Origin of the sequence: Paenibacillus sp. Y412MC10 (genome assembly GCF_000024685.1) — a bacterium.
Lineage (GTDB): Bacteria > Bacillota > Bacilli > Paenibacillales > Paenibacillaceae > Paenibacillus_AQ > Paenibacillus_AQ lautus_A.
The window spans coordinates 2,320,583-2,343,950 of the sequence record NC_013406.1 but is presented as its reverse complement, the minus strand read 5'-3'; the positions used below and the strand labels follow the sequence as shown (position 1 = coordinate 2,343,950).

At 54.4% G+C, this 23,368-nt stretch carries 21 protein-coding genes; 10 read left to right on the top strand and 11 right to left on the bottom strand.

Features of this window, described 5'->3' with window-relative positions:
• The 4 genes from GYMC10_RS10045 to GYMC10_RS10030 are packed head-to-tail and all read right to left on the bottom strand — an operon-like array spanning nt 1 to nt 3,760.
• The gene (locus tag GYMC10_RS10045; RefSeq protein WP_015734379.1) at nt 1-1,482 is read right to left on the bottom strand and encodes a sugar ABC transporter ATP-binding protein; all 1,482 of its coding nucleotides are present in this window, start codon (nt 1,480-1,482) and stop codon (nt 1-3) included.
• A 15-nt stretch (nt 1,483-1,497) separates the two neighbouring features.
• Nucleotides 1,498-1,896 (bottom strand): D-ribose pyranase, encoded by a 399-nt coding sequence (rbsD, locus tag GYMC10_RS10040; RefSeq protein WP_015734378.1) that lies wholly within the window; start codon nt 1,894-1,896, stop codon nt 1,498-1,500.
• A gap of 2 nt (nt 1,897-1,898) precedes the next feature.
• Nucleotides 1,899-2,777, bottom strand: a complete 879-nt coding sequence (rbsK, locus tag GYMC10_RS10035; RefSeq protein ID WP_015734377.1) for a ribokinase — start codon at nt 2,775-2,777, stop codon at nt 1,899-1,901.
• Nucleotides 2,777-3,760 (bottom strand): LacI family DNA-binding transcriptional regulator, encoded by a 984-nt coding sequence (locus tag GYMC10_RS10030; protein ID WP_015734376.1) that lies wholly within the window; start codon nt 3,758-3,760, stop codon nt 2,777-2,779. The genes rbsK and GYMC10_RS10030 overlap by 1 nt, the downstream gene beginning before the upstream one ends.
• A gap of 234 nt (nt 3,761-3,994) precedes the next feature.
• Between GYMC10_RS10030 and GYMC10_RS10025 the strand changes: the two genes are divergently transcribed.
• From GYMC10_RS10025 to GYMC10_RS10000, 6 genes are all read left to right on the top strand, one after another.
• The gene (locus tag GYMC10_RS10025) at nt 3,995-4,975 is read left to right on the top strand and encodes a carbohydrate ABC transporter permease (protein ID WP_009592563.1); all 981 of its coding nucleotides are present in this window, start codon (nt 3,995-3,997) and stop codon (nt 4,973-4,975) included.
• A complete protein-coding gene (locus tag GYMC10_RS10020; RefSeq protein WP_015734375.1) occupies nt 4,972-5,796 on the top strand; it encodes a carbohydrate ABC transporter permease in 825 nt (274 codons plus the stop codon). The genes GYMC10_RS10025 and GYMC10_RS10020 overlap by 4 nt, the downstream gene beginning before the upstream one ends.
• Nucleotides 5,797-5,954: 158 nt before the next feature.
• A complete protein-coding gene (locus GYMC10_RS10015) occupies nt 5,955-7,316 on the top strand; it encodes an ABC transporter substrate-binding protein (RefSeq protein ID WP_015734374.1) in 1,362 nt (453 codons plus the stop codon).
• 240 nt (nt 7,317-7,556) lie between these two features.
• Entirely contained in the window at nt 7,557-8,462 is a 906-nt protein-coding gene (rocF, locus tag GYMC10_RS10010; protein WP_015734373.1) for an arginase, read from the top strand.
• A 104-nt stretch (nt 8,463-8,566) separates the two neighbouring features.
• Nucleotides 8,567-9,757, top strand: coding sequence for an ornithine--oxo-acid transaminase (locus GYMC10_RS10005; protein ID WP_015734372.1), 1,191 nt, complete (start codon nt 8,567-8,569; stop codon nt 9,755-9,757).
• A 311-nt stretch (nt 9,758-10,068) separates the two neighbouring features.
• Entirely contained in the window at nt 10,069-10,974 is a 906-nt protein-coding gene (locus GYMC10_RS10000; RefSeq protein ID WP_015734371.1) for a TIGR01777 family oxidoreductase, read from the top strand.
• Nucleotides 10,975-11,047: 73 nt separating this feature from the next.
• On the opposite strand, the gene GYMC10_RS09995 is transcribed toward GYMC10_RS10000, so the two are convergent.
• Nucleotides 11,048-11,638, bottom strand: a complete 591-nt coding sequence (locus GYMC10_RS09995; RefSeq protein ID WP_015734370.1) for a YdhK family protein — start codon at nt 11,636-11,638, stop codon at nt 11,048-11,050.
• A 207-nt stretch (nt 11,639-11,845) separates the two neighbouring features.
• Between GYMC10_RS09995 and GYMC10_RS09990 the strand changes: the two genes are divergently transcribed.
• From GYMC10_RS09990 to GYMC10_RS09975, 4 genes are all read left to right on the top strand, one after another.
• Nucleotides 11,846-12,775 carry an AraC family transcriptional regulator gene (locus GYMC10_RS09990; protein ID WP_015734369.1) on the top strand — a complete coding sequence of 310 codons (930 nt, stop codon included), beginning with the start codon at nt 11,846-11,848 and terminating at the stop codon, nt 12,773-12,775.
• A 124-nt stretch (nt 12,776-12,899) separates the two neighbouring features.
• A complete protein-coding gene (locus tag GYMC10_RS09985; RefSeq protein WP_015734368.1) occupies nt 12,900-14,771 on the top strand; it encodes a class I mannose-6-phosphate isomerase in 1,872 nt (623 codons plus the stop codon).
• Nucleotides 14,768-15,778: an ROK family protein gene (locus tag GYMC10_RS09980; protein WP_015734367.1), complete on the top strand. Its 1,011-nt coding sequence runs from the start codon at nt 14,768-14,770 to the stop codon at nt 15,776-15,778. Before GYMC10_RS09985 ends, GYMC10_RS09980 begins: the two co-directional genes overlap by 4 nt.
• A gap of 13 nt (nt 15,779-15,791) precedes the next feature.
• Nucleotides 15,792-18,287: a glycoside hydrolase gene (locus GYMC10_RS09975; protein ID WP_015734366.1), complete on the top strand. Its 2,496-nt coding sequence runs from the start codon at nt 15,792-15,794 to the stop codon at nt 18,285-18,287.
• 113 nt (nt 18,288-18,400) lie between these two features.
• On the opposite strand, the gene GYMC10_RS09970 is transcribed toward GYMC10_RS09975, so the two are convergent.
• The 6 genes from GYMC10_RS09970 to GYMC10_RS09945 all read right to left on the bottom strand — a co-directional run bounded on the left by GYMC10_RS09970 (nt 18,401) and on the right by GYMC10_RS09945 (nt 23,349).
• A complete protein-coding gene (locus tag GYMC10_RS09970) occupies nt 18,401-18,637 on the bottom strand; it encodes a DUF6953 family protein (protein WP_041621962.1) in 237 nt (78 codons plus the stop codon).
• Between the two features lie 80 nt (nt 18,638-18,717).
• Nucleotides 18,718-19,443, bottom strand: a complete 726-nt coding sequence (locus GYMC10_RS09965) for a YwiC-like family protein (RefSeq protein ID WP_015734364.1) — start codon at nt 19,441-19,443, stop codon at nt 18,718-18,720.
• Nucleotides 19,444-19,495: 52 nt separating this feature from the next.
• Entirely contained in the window at nt 19,496-21,010 is a 1,515-nt protein-coding gene (locus GYMC10_RS09960) for an MFS transporter (protein ID WP_041621961.1), read from the bottom strand.
• A gap of 154 nt (nt 21,011-21,164) precedes the next feature.
• Entirely contained in the window at nt 21,165-21,812 is a 648-nt protein-coding gene (locus tag GYMC10_RS09955; RefSeq protein WP_009592555.1) for a response regulator transcription factor, read from the bottom strand.
• Entirely contained in the window at nt 21,809-22,888 is a 1,080-nt protein-coding gene (locus tag GYMC10_RS09950) for an ATP-binding protein (RefSeq protein WP_015734362.1), read from the bottom strand. The genes GYMC10_RS09955 and GYMC10_RS09950 overlap by 4 nt, the downstream gene beginning before the upstream one ends.
• Complete coding sequence (locus GYMC10_RS09945; protein ID WP_015734361.1) at nt 22,885-23,349, bottom strand: GAF domain-containing protein; 465 nt, start codon at nt 23,347-23,349, stop codon at nt 22,885-22,887. The genes GYMC10_RS09950 and GYMC10_RS09945 overlap by 4 nt, the downstream gene beginning before the upstream one ends.
• Nucleotides 23,350-23,368 lie beyond the last annotated feature (19 nt).

Genomic DNA, 23,368 nt, shown 5'->3' with positions numbered 1-23,368 from the left:
TTACTGTCCCCCTGTAGCTAGAGTCATGATGTGTTCCTGCGTGGCTTGTTCGCGGTCCAGTTCACCGGAAATCCTGCCCTCGTGAACGACGAGAATCCGGTCGCTCATCCCGAGGACCTCCGGCAGCTCCGACGAGACCATCAGAATCGCCACGCCGCGTTCGGTCAGCTCATTCATCAGCTGGTAAATTTCGCGCTTCGCCCCTACGTCCACGCCCCGGGTCGGCTCGTCCAGGATGAGCACGCTCGGCCCAATGCCGATCCATTTGGCGATAACCACCTTCTGCTGGTTACCCCCCGACAGATTGCGGGCGTGCGTTTCGGATGAATGGGTCTTGATCTGCAGCCGCTTCGTCAAGGTATCCACGAAATCCTGCTCCTTCTTCCCGGAGATGAATCCTCTGGAAGAGAAGCTGAACAGGTTGGGCAGCGCCATATTTTCACGGACCGAGAAATCCAGCACCAGTCCTTCATCCTTGCGGTCCTCCGTTATGAATCCAATGCCGTGTTTCACGGCATCATCCGGCTTCTTGATATGAACCTTCTTGCCGCGCACCCAGATTTCCCCGCTATCCAGCGGGTCCAGCCCGAAGATCGCTCGCATCATCTCGGTGCGCCCCGCGCCCATCAAACCGGATACGCCTACGATCTCGCCGGCTCGGACCGAGAAGCTCACATTCTCGAACCGGCCCTTGCCGGTAATATTTTTAACTTCCAGCACCGGTTCGCCCGGAGACGGATGCCGTGTGGGATATCGCTCGGTCAGCTCCCGGCCGACCATCTTTTTGACGACTTCGTCAAAGTTGGTTTCGGGAATCGGCTTGGTGTCCACGGATTTGCCATCCCTCATAACCGTGATCCGGTCGCAGATCGTGAAGATCTCCTCCATGCGGTGGGAAATGTAAACGATGGATACGCCCTGCTTTTTCAACGAGCGGATGACGCCGAACAGCTTCTCGATTTCCCTTTCGGTCAGTGCCGCCGTGGGCTCGTCCATAATGATGACTTTTGCTTTGGTCATGAGCGCCTTGGCGATTTCAATCATCTGCTGCTGGCCGACGGAGCATTCCCCCGCCTCCTGCGTCAACGGTATCGTCACTGCCAATTTGTCGAACTGTTCCTTCGCAAGCGCCTTCATTTGTTTCATGTTGAGGAATCCCAGTCCGGATGTCATCTCCTTGCCGATAAACAAGTTATCCAGAACCGTCATCTCCGGCCAGATATTAAGCTCCTGGTGGATGAAGGCAACGCCTCTCTCTTCGGCTTCCTTCGGGTTCGCGAAATAGGTTTCCTGACCGTCGATCAAGATCTTGCCTTCATCCCGGCTGTGAAGGCCGGTTAAAATATTCATCAGCGTCGATTTGCCCGCGCCGTTCTCTCCCATCAGGGCATGAACCTCTCCTTCCCGGAGATCAAAGTCCACGCCCGCCAGCACCCGGTTCGTGCCAAAGGATTTATGGATATTCGTCATCTCAATGTTCATGATGCTTCCTCCTCTTTAACCGAAATGAACGCCGGCCTGCAAAATGCAGTTCGCATAGGGCTTGGCTTCGCCTGTACGGATAACCGCCTTGGCGTTTTTCGTCCGTTCCTTGAACTGCTCGTGAGAGCAAGCCTCGATCTCGCAATCCTGAAATTGTTCCTCTATATAATGCAGTGTTTCCTTATTCTCCCGCTTCATTTCTTCAGCAATGACGATTTTTTCAACGACCATATCGTCGGCAATCGCCTCCACCACCTCCATAAAGCTCGGCGTCCCCAGCGTTAGCGCCAGGTCGATCTTCGGAACGCCTGGAGGAACCGGAAGGCCAACGTCCCCGACCACGATGGTATCGGTGTGCCCCAGATCCGCCAGCACTTTCGCGATGTGGCTGTTCAGCATGCCGTTCTTCTTCATGGTCAAAGGCTCCCTTCCACTTCGAGGCGCGACGGCATTCCGCCCTGCGCTCCGAACTTCATGACCGACAAGGAAGCGGCGCGATTCGCGAATCTGAGGCTGGCGGTCAGGCTCATCCCCTCGGCCAGCGCCACGGCGAATGCGCCGTTGAATGTATCGCCGGCACCCGTCGTATCCACGGCTTCAACCTTGTAGCCGGGAACCACGATCTCTTGCATACCATCAAAATAACGAACGCCCTTTTTCCCTTCCGTTACGATGAGTTTATTCGGATACCGGCGCAGCACGTCGCCCAGCGGCTCGTCATTGAACAGGATAGCGGCTTCATGTTCGTTTGGCGTAATGTATGCCGCCCGTTCAATAACGACGCTCGGCACCGGACGGGCAGGAGCGGGGTTCAGCATCAATGGCACCTGATACTTGGCGCATATCGCACTCACGTGCACCACCGTTTCTTCCGGAATCTCCTGCTGAATCAACACGATATCCGCCGCCTGGATTACCTTTTCCGCCTGATCTACGTATTCCGGAGTGATCCGATCATTAGCAGCCTTCACCACCACGATGCTGTTGTCTCCCTCTGCCAAAATGATGTGCGCCGTGCCGCTTTCCATACCTGTAACCGGTTCCACATAATCCGTAATAACACCATTCGACTGCAAATTGCTCAAAATCGTTTCGCCGAAGGAATCATCACCGACGCAGCCAACCATCGTCACCTCTGCACCCAGCCTTGCCGCCGCGACGGCCTGGTTGGCTCCCTTCCCTCCTGGCACCGTCTTAAAGCTGTCGCCCAGCACTGTCTCTCCCGCGCCGGGGCGCTTGGCGGAGGTCACCACCAAGTCCATCGACGCGCTTCCGATTACCACGATTTTTGCCATCACGATTCCACCTTTCTCGTTGTCTGCCGCTCTATGAATTCTACCGAGAATTCGATATTGCTTTTCTCTATGCGCTGCCCTTCGATAAGCCCGATAAGCAATCTGGCCGCTTCCCGGCCCATTTCGTACGCCGGCTGATGTATCGTTGACAGCGGCGGGGCCAGCAGCCTGCTGAGCAGAATATCGTCAAATCCAATAATTTGTACGTCTTCCGGCACCCTTTTCCCCAGCCGAAACGCTTCCTTCACCACGGCGGATGCCATAATATCGTTACTCGCGATTACGCCATCCGTGTCCGGATACTCGCTGAACACTTTCTGGGCGAATTCTTCGGCATCGGTTAAAGAAAACGATGTCGTCTTCAGCACTTGATACGCAGCCGCCTGCTGCTCCAGAACCTCGACGGCTCCTTCAAAACGTTCCTGAGCAGGCCGCACATCCGCCGGACCTTGAATGACCGTTACGGCTTTACTCCCTCGCCGCACGATTTCCTGGGCCGCTATTCTTCCTCCCTGACGGCCATCCGCATACACGGAAGGGCGGTCCGACGAGGTACGGTCCAGAAACACGACGGGAATGTTCAGTCCCGTATACATGTCGGCATCCGGATCGTTGGTCGATGATATGACGCCAACCACATTATTCTGGACAAACGTCTGAATGTACTCCATTTCCTTCTTCTTGCTCTCGTCGCTGTTTCCGAAGATCAATCGGTAATCATTCTCCTGCATCTCGTCCTCTACCCCGCGGGCAAGCTGCGGGAAATAGGGGTTCATGATGTCGGGAAGCAAAAGTCCTATCAATTTGGATTTCCTCTTGTATAAAGAACGCGCCACTTCATTCGGCGTGTAATTCAGCTCTCGAATGCTCTGTTCCACCTTGGACCTGGTGTCCTCATGCACGTAACCGTTTCCATTTAAAACCCGCGAAACCGTGGCTACGGATACGCCCGCCTGATTCGCCACATCCTTGATCGTTGCCATACCGTCATCACCTCATTCATGTGTAACCGGTTACAGGTATAAGATATCACATCTCTTTTCAACGTGCAAGCTTTTAGGGAATGGAATATTCTTGTACCGGCACTGGCAAGCTCGCCTTCAGCAACTGCCATGTCCGGCAATAAATTACGGTATTCTTACAAAACCCCTTACTGGATTTTACATCCGGCTCCTATACTCAATGCTGTAAGGCCAAGCTGGAAAGTGAGGTAAAACATGATGATGGAAAAAGAATTCACGCTTCCTTCTCCGGGGCACTCTCTATCGCCGAACGTCAACGAGCCGGAGGTATCAACCGCGGCGAAACCCGTCTCGATCAAGAGAACAAGGCGCAGAGAAATTCTGCTCGCTTATGCATGTTTAGCGCCTTCGCTGCTCATTTTCGGCCTGTTCTTATTCTACCCGCTGCTCAAGTCGGTTTATCTTAGCCTGTTCCTGACCGATCCGCAAGGCCGGGTAGCGGAATTCGTAGGATTCGACAACTTCAGGGAAATATTGGCCTCCGACATGTTCTATACAAGCTTTGGCAATACCCTGCTGTTCATCGTGCTGACGGTTCCGACCGGCATGGCGGCTGCGATTCTGCTGGCTGCCCTGACGCACAACAAACTCAAGGGCATGAAAATATTCCGCTTTATCTTCTCGCTGCCGATGGCCGTGTCCGTCGGTACCGGCTCGATGATCTGGATGATTCTATACCATCCGACCTTAGGCATACTGAATTATTTCCTGTCGCTGCTCGGCACGCAGCCCGTCCAATGGCTGACCGATCCGAAATGGGCCATGATCTCCGTCGCGCTTATGACTGTCTGGATGAATCTTGGATTCAACTATATCCTGATGCTGAGCGGCATGCAGGGCGTGTCCGAAGATATCTATGACAGCACCAAGATTGACGGCTCCGGTCCGCTGAGAACGTTCTTTCGGATTACGATGCCGCTGATCTCCCCTACGTTATTCTTCACGTCCGTTGTGTCGGTTATCGGTGCCTTCCAAGCATTCGGGCAAATCAACATCCTCACCAAAGGCGGTCCGATGAACAGCACCAACGTCATGGTATTCAACATCTACCAGGATGCCTTCGTCAATTTTCGCTTCGGCATCGGCAGCGCGCAGGCCCTCATCCTGTTTGCCATCATTCTGCTGCTGACCGTCTTTCAATTTAAATTCGTCGAGAAGAAGGTGCATTACCAATGAACATGCGCCTCATGCCAAAAAGCTTCATCTACACCGCGCTGCTTCTCGGTTCGTTGGTCGTTCTTTTCCCGCTCCTATATACCTTGTCGACATCGCTGATGAGCGAGGCCGAATCGGCCGTCTATCCGCCGCCTCTGCTTCCCGAAGCCGTCAATCTGTCCAACTTCGCCAAGGTGATCGATACGATTCCTGTCCTTACCTTTATCGGAAACAGCCTGGTTGTCTCCATTGCCATCATGCTCGGACAGATCGTGACCGCGAGTCTGGCAGCATACGCTTTCGCCTTCCTGCGATTCCCGGGAAAAACGCTGCTGTTCAGCCTCTTTCTCGCGACGATGATGATCCCGTGGGAGGTGATCATGATTCCGAATTACTTGACGGTCAAAAGCCTGAACTGGCTGGACACCTATCAAGGGCTCATCATTCCATTTCTGGCCACGGCCTTCGGAACCTTCCTGCTCAGGCAGACCTTCCTGCAGCTGCCGAAGGAGCTGTTTGAAGCGGCCCGCGTGGACGGCTGCGGACATGTCCGCATTTTCCTGAGCATGGTGCTGCCGTTATCCATCCCCGGAATCGCCACGCTGGGCGTGTACTCGTTCCTGAATAATTGGAACATGTACCTGTGGCCGCTTCTGACAACCAACCGGGTCGAGATGCGAACCGTCCAAATCGGGATCGGCATGCTGCAGTTCGAAGAGATGAACTCATGGAATCTGATACTCTCCGGCGTGCTCCTCCTGCTGCTGCCTTCCCTGCTGCTGCTTGCGCTCGGGTTGAAACCCCTTGTACGCGGCATCACCGCAGGTGCTTTGAAGGGCTAATGGACACGATGCCGACCCAGTAGACCATATTGGATCAGCCTTGCGTGCCGGTTATCGATATAAAACGGGCCCACGCAATTTCTGATAGATCAAACCATACTTTATTTTCAAAAACTATTTTCAAAAACTATTTTCAAAAAGGGAGAGATTAACCGATCATGAAACGTTTTGGTAAAAGGTCCTTCGCGCTGCTCCTGCTTTCCTGCTTCATGCTGATCAGCGCCGCTTGCAGCAATACGCCAGCCGCCGGAGAAACGACCGTTGCCGCCGGCAGCGAACCGGCCAAGGAACCTGTTAAGGTCGTTTGGTGGCATTCCATGAGCGGTGAGCTCGGAACCGTTGCGGACAAGCTGATTTCCGATTTTAACGCAGCCCACCAGGATATTCAGGTAGAGGGCGTGTTTCAAGGCACGTACGATGAAAGCTTGAACAAGCTGAAGGCTTCATTGGGATCGAACAGCGGACCGACCATGATTCAGGTGTACGAAATCGGCAGCCGTTTCATGATGGACACCAAGGCGATCCGTCCGGTTCAAGACTTCATGGATGCTGAAGCATACGACATTTCCTCCTTGGAACCGAATATCAAAAATTATTATACATTCGACAACAAATTGTATTCGATGCCGTTCAACTCCTCCAACCCGATCCTTTACTACAACAAAGATGCCTTTAAAGCGGCAGGTCTGGATCCGGAAAATCCTCCAAAAACCTACGAAGAGGTAGCGGAAGCGGCTAAAGCGCTAACGAAAGGCGGCCAAACCGGCGCATCCTTCGCAATTTACGGCTGGTTCATGGAGCAGTTCCTTGCGAACCAAGGCGTTGAGCTGCTGAACAACGGCAACGGCCGCACTTCTCCGGCAACCGCTTCGCATGTCAACAATGCCGCTGCCGTGAAAACGCTGGAATGGTGGAAGCAAATGCTGGACGATAAAGTCCTGCTGAACCTGGGACGTAAAACGGATGACACCAAAAAAGCCTTTGCAGCCGGCCAAGTCGCCATGACGCTGGACTCCACGGCTTCGCTCCGCGGTATCGTCAGCGCAGCGGAAGGCAAATTCGAAGTCGGCACGGCATTCCTGCCCAAACCGGCTGACGGCGGCGAAGGCGGCGTGATCATCGGCGGTGCAAGCCTGTGGCTGATGAACAACAAATCGGAAGAAGAGCAGCAGGCCGCCTGGGAATTCATGAAGTATTTGGCCGAGCCGCAAACCCAAGCCTACTGGCATGTCAACACGGGTTACTTCCCGGTCACGACCAAAGCTTACGAAGAGTCCCTGGTAAAGGAAAACCTGGAGAAATATCCTCAATTCCAGACCGCGGTGGATCAACTGCATCAAACGACCGCCAACCTGGCAACGCAGGGCGCTGTCATGGGCGTGTTCCCTGAGGCCCGCCAGCTGACGGAAACGGCCATCGAGGAAGTGCTGAACGGTCAGAAAACACCGCAGGAAGCATTGGATAAAGCTGCTCAGGAGATCAGCTCCAAGATCGAGACCTATAATAAAACGGTAAAATAAACGTCGTGCATGCCGCGTAAGCATGCGATGAAACCTAATTCGAATTGCACATCATTAACACCCTTCATGCTGTCTCATGGGGCTCTCTGCAGTCATTCCATGAATCATGCATAAAGGGTGTTTTTCTTTTTCTCGTTCAACCCAAAACCTTCCATATTTGCTCAGCTTGTATAGGGCTTTGCCCAAGTCACTCAGCCCGGCTCCGGAATACACTGTTACAAAGTGGAGGTGAGCAAAGTGATGAACAATCTTCCGTCCACCGTATCGATCATCCCGGTGCCCTTCGACCGGGGAGCTACCCGCCGCGGCGCCGGACAGGGACCGGACGCCATATTCGGAGCCGGTCTGAAACGCAAGCTTAACGCGCTCGGTGTAACCTACCAGGTCGATGATTTTGCTGCGCTCCCCGAGCGCAAGGATGAAGCGCACCATCCCCGATTAAAACATTTGACAGAAGTCGTGACGATGAACGAGCAGCTGGCAGCGCGCGTATCCGCCCTGGCAGTAGCGGGCACCTTCCCTCTTGTGCTCGGCGGCGACCATAGCATAGCAATCGGCACGCTCGCCGGACTTACCCGGCATTACCGCAACTTGGGCGTCATCTGGATCGATGCCCATTCCGATCTCAATACGCCGGATACTACCCCGACCGGCAATATCCATGGCATGTCCCTGGCTGTCAGCTTGGGAAAAGGCGACCGGCGGCTAACCTCGATCGGCGGCGTTAAATCAACCATTAAGCCGGAGCATGTCGTGCTCATCGGCGCGCGCTCACTTGATCAGGGCGAGCGGGACTTCATCCGCCGGGAAGGCATCGCCTGCTTCACGATGCAGGATATCGACCGCATGGGCATGTTCCGGGTCATGGAGGAAGCCATCCGCATATCGTCAGCGGGAACGGATGGCGTTCACCTCTCCTTTGATATCGACAGTGTCGACCCGAAGATCGCGCCGGGAACAGGAACGCCGGTTCAAGGCGGGCTCAGCTACCGGGAAGCGCACCTGGCCATGGAGATGCTGTCGGAATCCGGTATTCTGACGTCAGCCGAATTCGTGGAGAACAACCCGCTGCTGGACCGCGGACAGAAGACGTCCCGGCTGCTTGTCGGTTTAATCGCCTCCATGCTGGGCGAAAGCATCTTATGACATTTTAATGTCATGGCATCATGCTTGATTATGAGAAGCCTCTTGCGCGGGCATGCTGTATTTTCCGCGTTGCGGTTTCTTTAGACTCCCAAGGAGGTTACGCCATGGCCCCTTCCAATCCTCATATCGAGAAAGCCGAAAGGTACGGCGCAAAAAACTACCACCCTCTTCCCATCGTCATCGCTTCAGCTGAAGGCATTCATGTGACGGATACAGATGGCAAACGGTATATCGATATGTTAAGCGCCTACTCGGCGCTAAACGCAGGTCATTGTCATCCCCGCATCATCCGGGCCTTAAAGGAACAGGCGGATCGGGTGACCCTGACCTCGCGCGCATTTCATCATGATCACCTGGGCGATTTTTACGAGAAGCTGTCCGCTTTAACCGGCAAAGGGATGATTCTTCCCATGAATACGGGAGCCGAGGCGGTTGAGACCGCGCTTAAGGCAGCGCGTCGCTATGCTTACCGGAAGAAAGGCATCCCGGCAGATCAGGCCGAAATCATCGTCTGCGAGGGCAATTTCCACGGCCGAACGATCACGGTTACCTCCTTCTCCTCGTCCCGCGAATACCGCGAGGACTTCGGTCCGTTTACGCCGGGATTCAAAGTCATTCCCTATGGCGACCTTGAGGCGCTGGAGCAGGCGATATCACCGAATACGGCCGCTTTTCTCGTGGAGCCGATCCAAGGCGAATCCGGCATCGTCATTCCGCCTGACGGATACCTGAGCGGGGCACTGGAGCTGTGCAGGCAGCACAGCGTCCTCATGCTAGCGGACGAAATCCAGAGCGGCTTCGGCAGGACGGGCAAACGCTTTGCCTGCGACTGGGAGGACGTCGAGCCGGATATGTACATTCTTGGAAAAGCGCTGGGCGGCGGCGTCTTTCCCGTCTCCGCCGTGGCGGCGGACGCGGATATTCTGGATGTATTCGAGCCGGGTTCCCACGGCTCCACCTTCGGCGGAAATCCGCTCGGGTGCGCGGTGGCCATCGCCTCCATGGACGTGTTCATTGAGGAAGGGCTGGAGGTTCGCTCCCTGGAGCTCGGCGAATATTTTCTCCGGCTGCTTCGATCCATCCCGCATCCCGATATCCAGGAGGTGCGCGGCAGAGGTCTATTCATCGGCATGGAGCTCAAGGTCCCGGCCAGATCCTATTGCGAGAAACTGAAAGATCTCGGCCTGCTATGCAAAGAAACCCATGAAGCCATTATCCGCTTCGCCCCTCCGCTCATCATCACCAAAGTAGAACTGGACCAGGCTGCGGCGATCGTAAGGCAGGCGTTTGAGTGATAAATCGATACCGGTTTGCACTGCGCAAAAAACAGTTTGTTCACCCCTGGCTCCAAGGCATGGGGTGCGGCAAACTGTTTTTTTCGGTTTCTTTCCGCTCCTAACCAGGCAGAAGCTGAAGCGTTGACTGAAATATCATATAGCGGTGCCATGCCGCATTTCCTGTATAATGGGTTGTATAATATTGGATTTACGATTCTGACAAGAAACGTATCGTTATTCCCTTCTCGGCTCATTTCAGCGTATGACGGGTAATGATTCCCAGCCATGTTTTATCGGGGTTGATGATAACTTAACAAGGAGGTTCACTCATGAGAATAGCCATCTGCGGGGGTACCGGCTTCATTGGCCAAGCATTGTGCAAGCGCTGGCTGCGCGACGGACATGACATGATCATCGTCACCAGGTCAAAGCCGGAGATCCCCGCTGTGCAGCAGAACGGGTCATTATCCTACTTAACCTGGGATGAGATGAAATCCCATCCGGAGCGGTTCGAGGGCTTGGACGCACTCGTTAACCTTGCCGGCTCCTCCCTGAGCCAGCGCTGGACGCAAGCAGGCAAGACGAGAATTCTTCAGTCCCGGCAACGAACCGTAACTGCCGCAGCGGACTTGATGCGGCGCCTGGAGCACAAACCTCCGGTCATTCTTCAAGCATCGGCAATGGCCATATATGGTACATCCGAGTTTGAAGCGTTTGATGAGGACAGTCCGGCCACGATCATGGATTTCCCGTCCGAGGTTGTGCAGCAATGGGAGCAGGCAGCCGATTGCATCCCGGTCGACCGGTTAATCAAGCTGCGCATCAGCGTCGTGCTGGGCGATCAAGGCGGTGCCCTCCCCAAAATGCTGCTGCCGTATAAATTAGGGGTCGGCGGCAACATCGGCAGCGGCAAGCAATGGCTCTCCTGGATCCATATCGACGACATCGTGGAATTAATCGATTATTGCATCCGGCACGAAGACATTTCCGGAGCCGTGAACGCCGCTTCCCCGCACGCGGTCACGAACGAGGAATTTGGCCGTAGCGTCTCCAAGGTCTATCGCCGTCCGCATTGGCTGCCCCTGCCTGCATTCATGCTCCAAGCCATCCTGGGCGAAATGTCGCTTATTCTGTTAAAGGGCCAGCGGATCCTTCCGGCCAAAGCCCAGCGCCACGGCTTCAAGTTCCGGTATCCGGAAGTGACGGCCGCCTTGCAGCAGATCAAAGGAAGCTGAATCACCTTCCTTGAGCATAAAAAAACAATCGCTCTCTTGATCTCAAGGGAGCGATTGTTTTATTCGATGAACGTTATTGGACCGGAGATAACTCACTCTCCGTGACCCATTTGTGGTTCTTGACTTCCTCTCCGGATGTTGACGTGAAGTCCACCATATAGACCGTCGTTTGCTCGGCGGAATCGATAACGGCCGTCGCACCGTTCATCCCCTCCATATGATCCGCATTCACGACGGCTTTCGCTCCCGGCTCCAGGGGCTCCTTGCCCGCATCCTTCAGCTCTTCATGAATGACCCATTTATGATCCTTCACTTCGGGCCCGCCGTTCGTCGGCGTATACGATATCGTGTACACTGTCGTATCGTAAGCTCCGACTATCGTTGCTTGGGCCCCCTTCATCCCGGGCATGTGGTCGGATTCGATGATCGCTTGGGTCCCGGCCGCATAGGCCGGATTGTCCGCAGTCTTCAACCCTTCCGGAACCTCGCCCGATCCGGAATGGTTCATGCTGCCGTGATCCATGCCTTCCATGCCGCCGGTGGTATCCACGCTCTCCGCTTGATCCGGATTCGCGCCATCGGTATTTCCGCAGGCGCCCAGCACGAGGATGAGGGATGCAAAGGCAACCAGAATAAGCGGCTTTAATCGTTTTTTTGCTGACATATGACGAACTCCTCTCTTATATTGAATATTCATAGCATAACAGCGACTTGTGAAGAACTTATGTAGCTGTCTATGCATTACATCACTATACCCATTTTTTCTTTATATCTTATCTTGTGATATATAATAGAGAGACAATCCAAGATACATCCAACCTATATTAAAGGCAGGTGACATTGCCTTATGAACGAAGGAGAACCATCTCCCATGCATATCGATGACGATGCTTTCATCCCGTTATTCAAGCGGGCCAATTCCATATTAAATCGTACCTTGAGCCGTATTGAACAACAGGAGCTGAGCATCCGGATCCATTACTGGGGGTTCATGCCGCGCCACTACGACAATACGGAGCACAAGCATTCTTTTTTTGAAGCTTGTTACGTGTTAACAGGCAACGGAACCTATATCGAAGGCGAAAGAGAGTTTCATCTCTATCCGGGCACGCTGTTTCTCTCACGGCCGGGCGTCCAGCATCAAATAAGAAGCAAGGATGGCTTGGCCTTATGCTATGTCGCCTTTGAACCGGAAGAAACGGCAACCGGCGAGTTTTATGCGGCCGCGTTCCGGTTGCTGGCCAAACAAGGCAATCCGGTGGTTACAGAAGGTGCCCGGCAGGCGTCCGGATTATTGTGGCTTTCGCTGTTATCGCTGTTTCATACGGGTTCCGGCAAACAGCACCCGCCGCAAATGCTGAACAGTTTGGCCGCATCACTGATAGTATCCTTTCTGACCGTCCATGGCCCGGGCTTCCACCATGAGCCTTCCGGCGCCGAAGCAAACGATGAAGGAACCTCCATGTTTCATCAGGCCGAACTGTTTATCAAGGACAACCTCAACGAACCGCTCTCGCTGGAGCGCGTGGCGGGCCATCTCCACATCACGACCCGTCATTTAACCCGGCTGTTTCGCAAATACGGCCATCAATCCTTTGTCCATTATGTACAGGAGCAGCGCGTGCAGCAGGCAAAGCATATGCTCCTCCATACGGATCGGCAGATCAAGGAGATTGCCGTCTGCTGCGGATTCGAGTCCGTGCATTACTTCACCAGGGTATTTACGTCCAAACTTGGCGTAACCCCGGCCCGCTTCCGGCACTCGCAGTTTTCGGAAGGACGCTACGACTCCGAGGTTTAGCGTTAAGGGCTGCCGATGTCCTGATCGTACAAAAACACTTCCTCTTTTTATAAAGACGTATCCTCCCTTGCCTTCTACAATGAAGTCGTAACAGACATTCCGGAAGGGAGGATATATCCAATCCATGAAACCTGCAACTGCCTTTCAATCATATCCGATCAATCCTGTGGATTTTCGCCACGAGCCCTTGTTCATGAATCAGGGGATCGACTCCTGGTGCTCGTTCATCATGTCGACCCACAAACAAAAATCGCATCTTCATCCCCCCGAAAAGCGAGGCGTCTACATTACGCTTGACGGAACGCACGGTGCCGATTTCAATAAACTGCTGATCCAGCTTCAGCAAACCTGCGAACAAGAGGGCATCGCCTTCTTAAGCGATTCGACGTCCCATTACGTAAAACCCGAAGCCGAGCTCCGGGCCGAGATGGCTCCTTATCTGACCGATAACCGGGCATTCGGCTATAAAGCCTCGGATGTCCGTCCCATTCAATATTTTCTGCCGGACGCAAAGGCTGCCTTGCAAAAAAGCGCGCGTCAATTTGACGCGATGTGCGGCATTCACGTGCTGCACGGCCCGGGTGCATCGCTGCTGGAAGGCAGAACCCCCGATCTTCGCTTCTACGCCGATTACTCCCGCGAAAACCAGCAGCGGCGCCATGCCGAGCGTATGGGCAGCTTCGGCCTCGGCATCTCGAGCGATAAGGTTGAGACCTACAAGAACTGCCTGTTTCTCGAATGGCCCGTCTGGGAGACTTACCGCCGGGACTGGCTGGACCATCATGTCCAGCATTCGGTCAACCAAGCGTACTATATGGATTTGAATCGTTCGGAAGCTCCCGTCTGGCTGCCTGCAGCGAAATTGGCAAGCGTGCTGCATCAAGCGGCCCGGCAGCCGTTTCGGGTCAAGCCGTTTTTTGCCCCGGGGATATGGGGAGGGCAATACCTTAAGGAATTATGCGGCCTGCCCGAAGAATGGCCGAACTGCGCCTGGAGCTTTGAACCCATCGCTCCCGAGAACACGCTGCTGCTGCGCGTGCAGAATGTCACCTTCGAGGTTCCATTCACTTTGTTGATGGAGGCAGCCCCACAGGAAATTATGGGAACGCGTAATTTCGAGCTGTTCGGCGATTATTTTCCGATCCGGTTTGACTATCTGGATACGATGCAGGGCGGCGAGCTGTCGCTTCAGGTGCATCCGCTGCAGGAATATGCAGAGGCGCAGTTCAATGAACATATGACACAGCAAGAGTCGTACTACATCATGCGTAATGTCCCGGGAGCCAAAGTGTATTTGGGACTGAAGGAAGGGATCACCGGCGGACGGCTCCTTGAAGCCGTCGAGAATGCCCATCTTCAGGAAGAGCCGCTTGAGCTTTCCGACTACGTTAACGAGTACCACTCGCAAACAGGGGATCTCTACCTTATTCCACCGGGTACGGTCCACTGCTCCGGAAGGGATAATCTCGTGCTGGAAATCTCCTCGACCACTTGGTGGTTTACATTCAAGATTTATGATTATCTGCGGCTGGACGCCGATGGCAAGCCACGCCCGATGAACCCCGAGCATGCGCGCCACAATATCAATGACGCCATGAATACGCCGGTGGTAGAGGACGGGCTTATCGCCAGGCCAACCGTCGTAAGCCGTCAAGGCGGCAGCACGGAGGAACTGCTGGGGCAACGGGAAGATCTTCTGTTCCAGGTCAGAAGGCTGAATCTGCAGGATACGTGGAAAGCGGATACCCAAGGAGAGTTCGTTATGTACAATCTCGTGGAAGGCGACCGCGTCCGCCTTGTACCGGCAGCGAACGAGGGTGGGGCCGTTGAATGGGGCTACGCGGAATCCTACATCGTTCCGGCATGTATAGGCGAATACCGTTTGGAGAACCTGTCCGGATCCCCATGCACCTTGATTGCGGCCAGGGTCAATCCGGAATGGAATCTCCCGCTGCTTCCGCCTTCCCGGAGAGCGGCAAGCGGAGAGTTTTCATGAACCGCCCTGATTGGGACGATCCGGGAAGCCCGTCTCCCCCTGCCCCCATCACCATAACGCTTGATGCCGGGGGAACCGCTTTGAAGGGGGCGCTGCTCGTGAACGGGCAGCTTGTCCCCGGCTCGTTCCTCATCCGGCCTTCGGCATCGCAAGGAACGGCGGAGGAAGCGATCGCCAGCTTCGCCGGCGCCTGCCATGATTTGTTAAGCTTTTACGCCTCGGCCTTCCGGCCGGTGGACTATCGCGATTCGATCCGGATCGGCTTTGCCTTTCCGGGGCCCTTCGATTACGCAAAAGGCATTGCCCTTCTTCAAGGCATCGGCAAATATGATGGGCTGTACAAACTGTCGGTTCGGGATCTGCTCCGTTCGAAGTTCCAGAGCCTCAAACCATCCTTTCCGGGTGCCATGATGAATCGTTTGACCGCTGCCGATATCCGGTTCGGGAACGACGCCTTCATGTTCGGGCTTGGCGCCTCCATCCGGTTCAGGGCGGAACGTCTCGTATGCCTGACGCTCGGTACGGGCCTCGGTTCCGCCTTCGTGGAGAATGGCCGGATCGTAGCCGGCAAGGACGGTATCCCTGGCAGCGGCATGCTGTATGCGGAGCCTTACCGGGACCACATCGTGGACAGCTATTTCGGGAGAAGAGGCATTCTGAGGATGGCCTCGGAGCGGGGACTCCTGACGGACGGAATCGACGTAGCCGATCTGGCCGAAGCGGCAACGCGAGGTAATGGGCAGGCCCGCGATTTATTCCGGGAATACGGCAGCAATCTGGGAGGAATGCTGCGGCCCTACCTATCCGGATTCCGGCCGGACCGCTTGGTGCTGGGCGGACAGATCTCGGGCAGCTTGCCCTTATGGGAAAGGGATATGCAGCTGGCCTTGGGTACGCACAGCGTTCCAATCGACTGTCTCGAGGACGGTACGTCCGCTGTGTTTTACGGCATTGAGAAGCTGTTTGACGATACGGCGAACGATCGATCCGCTCCATATTATCATTAGGAGGTCCTATCATATGAACAAGAACATATCACGCCAAGGAAGCCATAGACCCGCCCGTCCCTGGACGATCTATGCCATCCATCATTCTCACACGGATATCGGTTACACCGAGCGCCAGGAGCGGATCGAGCAGTACCATGTCGATTTTATCCGCCAGGCTCTGGACATTACGGATGCCGCACACCGCGGAGAACGTCCGGAATGGAAATCGTTCCGCTGGACTTGCGAAACATTCTGGGCGGTTGAGAAATTCCTCGAATCGGCCACAACGGAAGAAAAGGAGGCTTTTCAGCAAGCGGTAATCCGCGGTGATATCGAACTGTCCGGAACCTATCTCAACATGACGGAGCTTCCGGACTTCGACCTCCTTCTGCGCAATCACGGCAAGGCGCAAAGGTATGCAAACACTTTCGGACATCGGATCGACAGCGCCATGACCGCCGACATCAACGGGTACAGCTGGGGTTATGCGGAAAGCCTGCTGCAAAATAACATCGAGCATCTGTTTTCCTGCATCCATACGCACCACGGCATGTATCCGCTGGGCCGCAAACAAACCCCGTTCTGGTGGGAAAGCCACAGCGGCGGCAGGCTGCTCGTATGGAACGGCGAGCATTACATGTTCGGCAACGAGCTCGGGTTCTGCCCTGACGCACTCGGCAAATACATCATCAAGGATGAGCTTCAGCATAATCTGATGGAGCCCGAAGAGCGGCACAACGACATTGCTGCCCTGCGGATTAACCGGTATTTATGGAATCTTGAGCAGGAGTCCTACCCGTATTCCTTCGTTCCCGTCATGGTCTCCGGCCTGGGCACGGACAATGCGTCCCCGAATGCCGACATTGCGGAGTGGATAAGCGCATGGAATGAACAATACGGCGACCAAATCACCATTAAAATGGCCACGCTCTCCGAATTTTTTGCCGTCTTGAAGCAGGAGGATCTGTCCGCGCTTCCGGTGCACCGCGGGGATTGGCCGGACTGGTGGACCGATGGGGTCGCCTCCACGGCGATGCATACCCAGATTTACCGGGATGCCCAGCGCACGCTTCGCAAAGTCAAGCGTCTCGATCCGGGCCATGCAGCGGCGAGCCTGGCCGAGATCGAGGAGGCCTCGCAGGCGCTGACCATGTACGCCGAGCATACCTGGGGCTACCATTCCTCCGTGTATGAGCCTTGGCATCCGCAGGTGCAGATGCTGGAGGTGCGAAAGCAAGCCTATGCGGCGGAAGCCAGCAAGCTGGCTTACCGGGCGCTGGATAAAACGCTCGTTGCCCGTCAGGGCGCACTGCTTGCCCCCCATCGTTCCTTACGCTACGAGGTGATCAACACGGAACCGGCCGCAGCTACGCTGCAGGTTGCCATACCGCTGGATGGCTGGGAACACGTGACCCTGAAGAAAAGGTTCGAGCTCATCGACGAAACGACCGGGAAGCCTCTACCGTACCAATTGACACATACGGGGGCACTCGTTACGGAGCTCGCGCTTGAACCGGGAGAATCCCGGATATTGTTTATTCATGCGCCCGAATCGTCAGATGTTCTCGCCGCTTCCGGGAATATGGCGACCGCGCGGAATACCGAACCGATTGCGTGCGAAGGCATCGCCGACATCTGGACCCAGTCCTTGACTCCCTATCCGATCGTGGTGGGCAAGAGTTCGCTCGAATCCGACTTCTTCCGGATCGAATGGGAAATGAACAAAGGCATTACGGCCTGGATCGATAAGACACGCTCGGCGGACCTGCTGGACGGCGAACGCGAGCACGGGGCATTCACTCCTGTCTACGAGGTAACGCCGGCACAGGATGAGTTTAATCCATCCGAAATATGCTCGACCCGCCGCCGCATGGGACGCAACCGGAAGGGCACCAACGTCCAGCGGGATGCCGGGCGCATAACCCGCGCGACCGTGCTGGACAACGGACCGCTGTTTGCCCTGGTCGAGCTGGTGTTCGACGTGAAGGGACTCAGCTACTATGCCCTCCACATCAAGATGTTTGCCAACCAGCCTCGTGTCGAGGTGTCCGTCCGCTTCCACAAGGACAGCGTTTGGCTGCCGGAAAATGTCTATGTTGCACTGCCGTTCTCGCTCGGGACGGAAGCCGAGTTATACGCCGAAAAAGCCGGATGCCATGTCCGGCCTTGGAAGGATCAAATTCCTGGAAGCTGCCTCGATTACACCAGCGTTCAGGAGGGAATATTCTGGCACTCGGCTAAAGACCGGGAAGCGTTGACCCTGTCCATGACAGACACGCCGCTCGTACAGCTCGGAACGCTGGAGCACGGGCCGCGCCAGCTTCACACCATGCAGCCGGCGGACAGCCGTCCTTCCACGTATGCCTGGATATTGACGAACTACTGGGAGACCAATTTCAAGGCTACGCTCGGCGGCTTCTACGAGTTCCGCTATGCGGTAGAACGCCATCGCCAGCTGGACCCCCAGCAAACGGCGAAGACGCTGCACGCCTCAACCGGACAATTCACGGTCCATCGGATCCATTGATTCATATGAAGAACAGCTGTCCTGGTAACCAGGGCAGCTGTTCTCATTATTACAAGGAGAACGGCCTGTCGATCCGGCCTCTCCCGTCTTTTGATTATTCGGTTATAGCGGGATTACGTCCATGCCCACATGAATCCGTCACGATCCCAAGCGATCCGTCCGCCATGCAGTTTGCGAAATGCCTTCTTCACGTCCTTGGAGAGCGAAGCATTTCCATTCTCGTTCACGAAAACAAATTCCTCCCCAAAGTTCTCGCGTACATAACGGATGGCCTCCGTCTGATACAAGTTACCCGTAAACCGGATTTCCTCCACCATCCATTCAGCCACCTGCTGCGCTGTATATGTCATATAAACATCGTTCCCTTCTGTATGCCTTCACTTATTATAACAGAATGGACGATGGAATCGATTTTTATGAAAACGGCAGACTACATCAACATCATGGACAGCAATAAAAACTGGACGGAACCTACAATCTCGATGATCCCGACCTTCATCGGTTTCATTGCTTTTCCGGAATACAGTAACGTCTTAATGAACGGAAATACGAATGGCAGACACATCCACGGATTCCCGAAGATGATCGGCAGAACCAACATAACGGCATGATATATTCTTGCGTATGTCGTCCAGCGCCTGTTTTTCCGCTCGCGGAAGACCGATTTCACAAAGAACACGGTGCCCGTGAAATAAAGGAAGTTATACACAATAACGGCGGCAAGCATCGGATCGAAACCACCGCCCCCCAGCATGTATGCAGCGGCGCCTCCGGTACAGAACAGCAGGATCGCACAAATATCGTTCAGCAGCGCACGCTCCGCTTTGCGGAGGACATGCCAGACATTAACCATGATCAGCACGAGGAGGACCGGCGCAAACCAGAGCATCGACGGCTTGAAGACAAGTACGGGAACCAGAAACACAGCGGCAACAAGGGCATAAACGGTCCCCCAGGATATCCAGGTTTTGCGTTTGGCCGGGGTCTTTAAGGATTGCAGAAACGGATAGGACGCCATATATAGAAACAACCACGCCAAAAACAGCGGAAGGTGCATAAGGGCCGGCTTGGCAGCCACCATTCCGATGAAATAAGGTACAGAGACCATGGCCCAGCCTCCATGCTCCCGCGGAATCACAATCCTCGTCTTTTTCATGCCTCTCTCCCTCTCCATCCATCAGCTCGCACCGACAACGATTCATCTCTTGTCAGCCACTCGAAGCATTGCCGGACGAATGGTATGTAATATCGCTAAAGGTACCCACATAATGAATGATGTCGCCGGATTCGTCCCTTACGGCATTAATGGTCAACAGCTCCAAATATTCCTCCCCGTTTTTCCTGCGGTTCCAAATCTCCCCCTGCCAGCTTCCGCGTTCCATGATTTCAGACCACATCGCGCGGTAAAACGCCGGCGATTGCCTTCCGGACTTCAGCACGCTCGGATTTTTGCCGAGCACTTCCTCCTCCGAGTATCCCGTTAACTTCGTGAATGCGGGATTGACCGCACTGATCCTTCCGCTTGGATCCGTTACCAGAATCCCTTGGCCGGTGGAGTTAAACACCTCGGATTGCACGGCAAGTTTGTCCTGGTAGTACATCCATACCACAACGACGAAGCTCGCAAGCGCAACCTGCGACAAAGCCATGAAGCCGATGGAATACTGCCCCGTAACCGAATGGATAAAGGAAAGCATCAGCGGCGGAAAGAAACCGCCAAGACCGCCCATCATGGACACGATGCCATTCACGATGCCGGCCTGCTTGTTGAAATAAAGGGGCACGAGTTTGAAAATGACCCCGTTTCCGAGACCCGCACCAACGGCTATGGTTAAGCAGCCGGCCGTATACAAGACGATGGACGGGGAGAATGCCAACAGGATAGCCGCAGCCGTCAGCCCCAGGAATACGCCCATTAATAAGAACAGCGGTTTAAATCGATCTGCAAGCCAGCCGCCGACGGGACGCAAAAAAGTCGCAATCATGATGAACCCGGCCGTCCGCATCCCGGCATCCACCTTGGCCAGCTCAAAATGAGAAACCAGGAAGTTCGGCAAGTACACCGTAAAGGCTACGAACGAACCGAAGGTAATGAAATAAAAAAGCGAGAAAAACCACAGTTTTTCATTCTTATATACACCCTTGATCTGTTCCATGACCGGTGTTTTCACCTTGATTTCTTTGCGGTCGCCTAAAAAAACATTGAATAATGCAAATATCAGCAGCAGGATCAAATACAGCTGGACGGTTTTGGACCATCCGATCTCCGTCGCGATGACCGGTGCCGCAAACGTCGTAATGGCTGTACCGATGTTGCCCATCCCGTAGATCCCATTGACCAGTCCCAGCTTCTCTTTTGCATAGTATTTCGGCAATGAGGTCACACCCACCGAGAACACGGCCCCACCGATCCCAAGGAACAAGCCGCCGATGACCAGATGCGTAAAGGATGAAGCCGAGCTGATAAAATAGACCGGAAACAGCAGCAGGATGAAGCTGGATATAAAAACAATTCGTGCTCCGACCACGTTGGCGTAATAGCCGAGCGGTATCCGCAGAACCGAGCCCAGGACCACCGGAATGGCCGTCAGAATGGCGATCCGGTCTGCCGGAATGGAGATATCTTCTCTTATGAATGGCAGCAGCGCGGAGATGATGACCCATACCATAAAACCAAGCACCAGATTCATTGTTTGCAGCGGAAGCTGCAGCTTTTTGATCATTCCCATCACCTTTTCCAAAGCGTAATGAATGGCATATTGATCCCCAGCTCCTATTGTACGTGCACCTATTCACAATGCGAATAGGGAAGTTCCCTGAATCTCTCCGGGGAACTTCCCTATTCCTTACCGCAATCACCCTGCTTATGCGTCACAATTAAAAATCCAGCAGTTTTTTCTTCAGCGCATATTCCACTAACTCCGGGCGGCTCTTCAATTTCAGCTTTTCCATGATTTTGGCCTTGTGCGCTTCCACCGTTTTGACCGATACAAATAGTTTTTCCGCGATTTCCTTGTTGCCATAGCCCTTCGCGATCAGCGGCAGGATTTCAATCTCCCGTTGGGACAGACTGTTGAACGGATCCTGCTCCGCACTCTCGCTGTCTTTCTTGATAAATTCCCGGACCAGGGACGTGGCCATCTGGGGGTGGATGTAGGTTCCTCCCTTATGGACCATGCGGATGGCCGAAATCAATTCATCATCCGGCGCATTTTTGAGCACGTAACCCGAAGCGCCGTTCTTCAAAACATGGAACAGGTAATCGTCATCGTCATACATGGTCAGGATCAAAATTTTCGTTTCCGGAAATTCGCTGCTGATCTTGCCTGTCGCAATCAATCCGCTCTCGCCGGGAGGCATGCTTAAATCCATCAACAGCACATGCGGCCGGTGCTTGGCCACCATGGCGTATGCCTCGATGCCGTCTGCCGCCGTAGCGACGACCTCCATATCCTCTTGGTAATTCAGAATCATGGAAAATCCGCTGCGGACCACGGCATGATCATCCGCGATCACAATTTTCATGTTCCCCTCACCTCCGCCTTGCCGCTGCTCGTAAGCGGGATCTTCAGTTGAACCGTCGCCCCCTCGCCGGGAGCGGAAACCAAAGTAAACTGGCCACCGACGAGCTCTGCGCGTTCGCGCATTCCGTACAGCCCGAGTCCGGTTCCCTTGGCTTCGTCAATGATCATGTTAAACCCGACGCCATCGTCCCGGACGGTTAACTGAAGGCAGCCGTTCTCCTCGCATAATCGGACATGAACCTCGTCCGTTCCCGAATATTTCAAGGCATTTAACACCGCTTCCTGGCAAACCCGGTACACCACCGTTTCAATCTCGCTGCCATAGCGGGCCGCCGCTAACTCGGCAGAGAATTCAACCAGCATGCCGTAATTCTTCCCGATCCATTTGAAATGGGAGCGGAAGGCAGCCTCGAGCCCCAAATCATCGAGGGAAGCGGGCCGGAGCTCGACCGACAAATGCCGGATATCATCCAGCAGCCTCGTTAAAGACGCCTCGGTCTGGTGCAGCTTCTTGAGCACATCCTCGCCCACATTCATATATTTAACGACGCGCAGGTCGACCAGCGAGCTTAAGAGCTCCTGAGCCACGCTATCGTGCAGCTCGCGCGAGATCCGCTTGCGCTCGTCCTCCTGTGCCTTGATGACGTATTTCAGCATATTCGTCCGCTGCAGCATTTCCTGCGTTTTCTGCTGCTTCGTCAGATCGAGGAGCATCATCACCCGGATGCCGCGGGCTTCATCGATGGTATGGTAACTGGCCGCATAAGGAACAATTCCTTCGGACCGCGTCTTCAGATAGACTTGGAACGACGAGAATTCTCCATCCGGATAATCCAGATAGCATTTGGAGCAGGAGATGAGATCCTGTTCGTCGGTGTACCCTTCGCAGGTCTGGCAGAAGGACCCGTCCAGTCCGGAGTGCATCCTCTCGATCACTTCAATGTCAAGGATATTCTCCGCAGCCGGATTCATCGCGACCACGCTGCCGTCCTCGTCCATAAAAAAAATGGCTTCCATGCTATTCTGATACATGTTTCTCAGCAATTCGCTCAGATGCTCATCCGTCATTTGAATCACGGCCGTGATACCTCCTTGGCATAAAAAGCGCCAAATTCCGTTCCTATACCTTCCTGAAAAGACGCAAAGGCCTTGTGATCCAGCATGTTCTCCTTACGATATCCCACAAGCAAAACCCCCATGACGCGCGTGCCTTCCCACAGCGGTATGGCACCGAGGCTCTTCAGCTGCTCTGCAACGATAATCGGATAATTATACAAGTCCCTTGATTCAATATCCGCATTCACATTCGGGATCAGCATCGGTTTCCCGGTCTTAAACACCATGCCGGCGATGCCCTTGCCGGAATGCAGCACGATGCGCTTGTACCTCTCGTTGATGTTTCCCGAGGCATATTGCCAGGTCAATACAAATCGGTCTTCAGCCGGCTGCACCAATGCCATGGACACGAAATCGAAATGAAACCGGGTCCGAAGCTTATCCATTTCACGTTGGTAATCATAGATCGGCTGATTCTTCATCCCCATTACTCCTCTGACG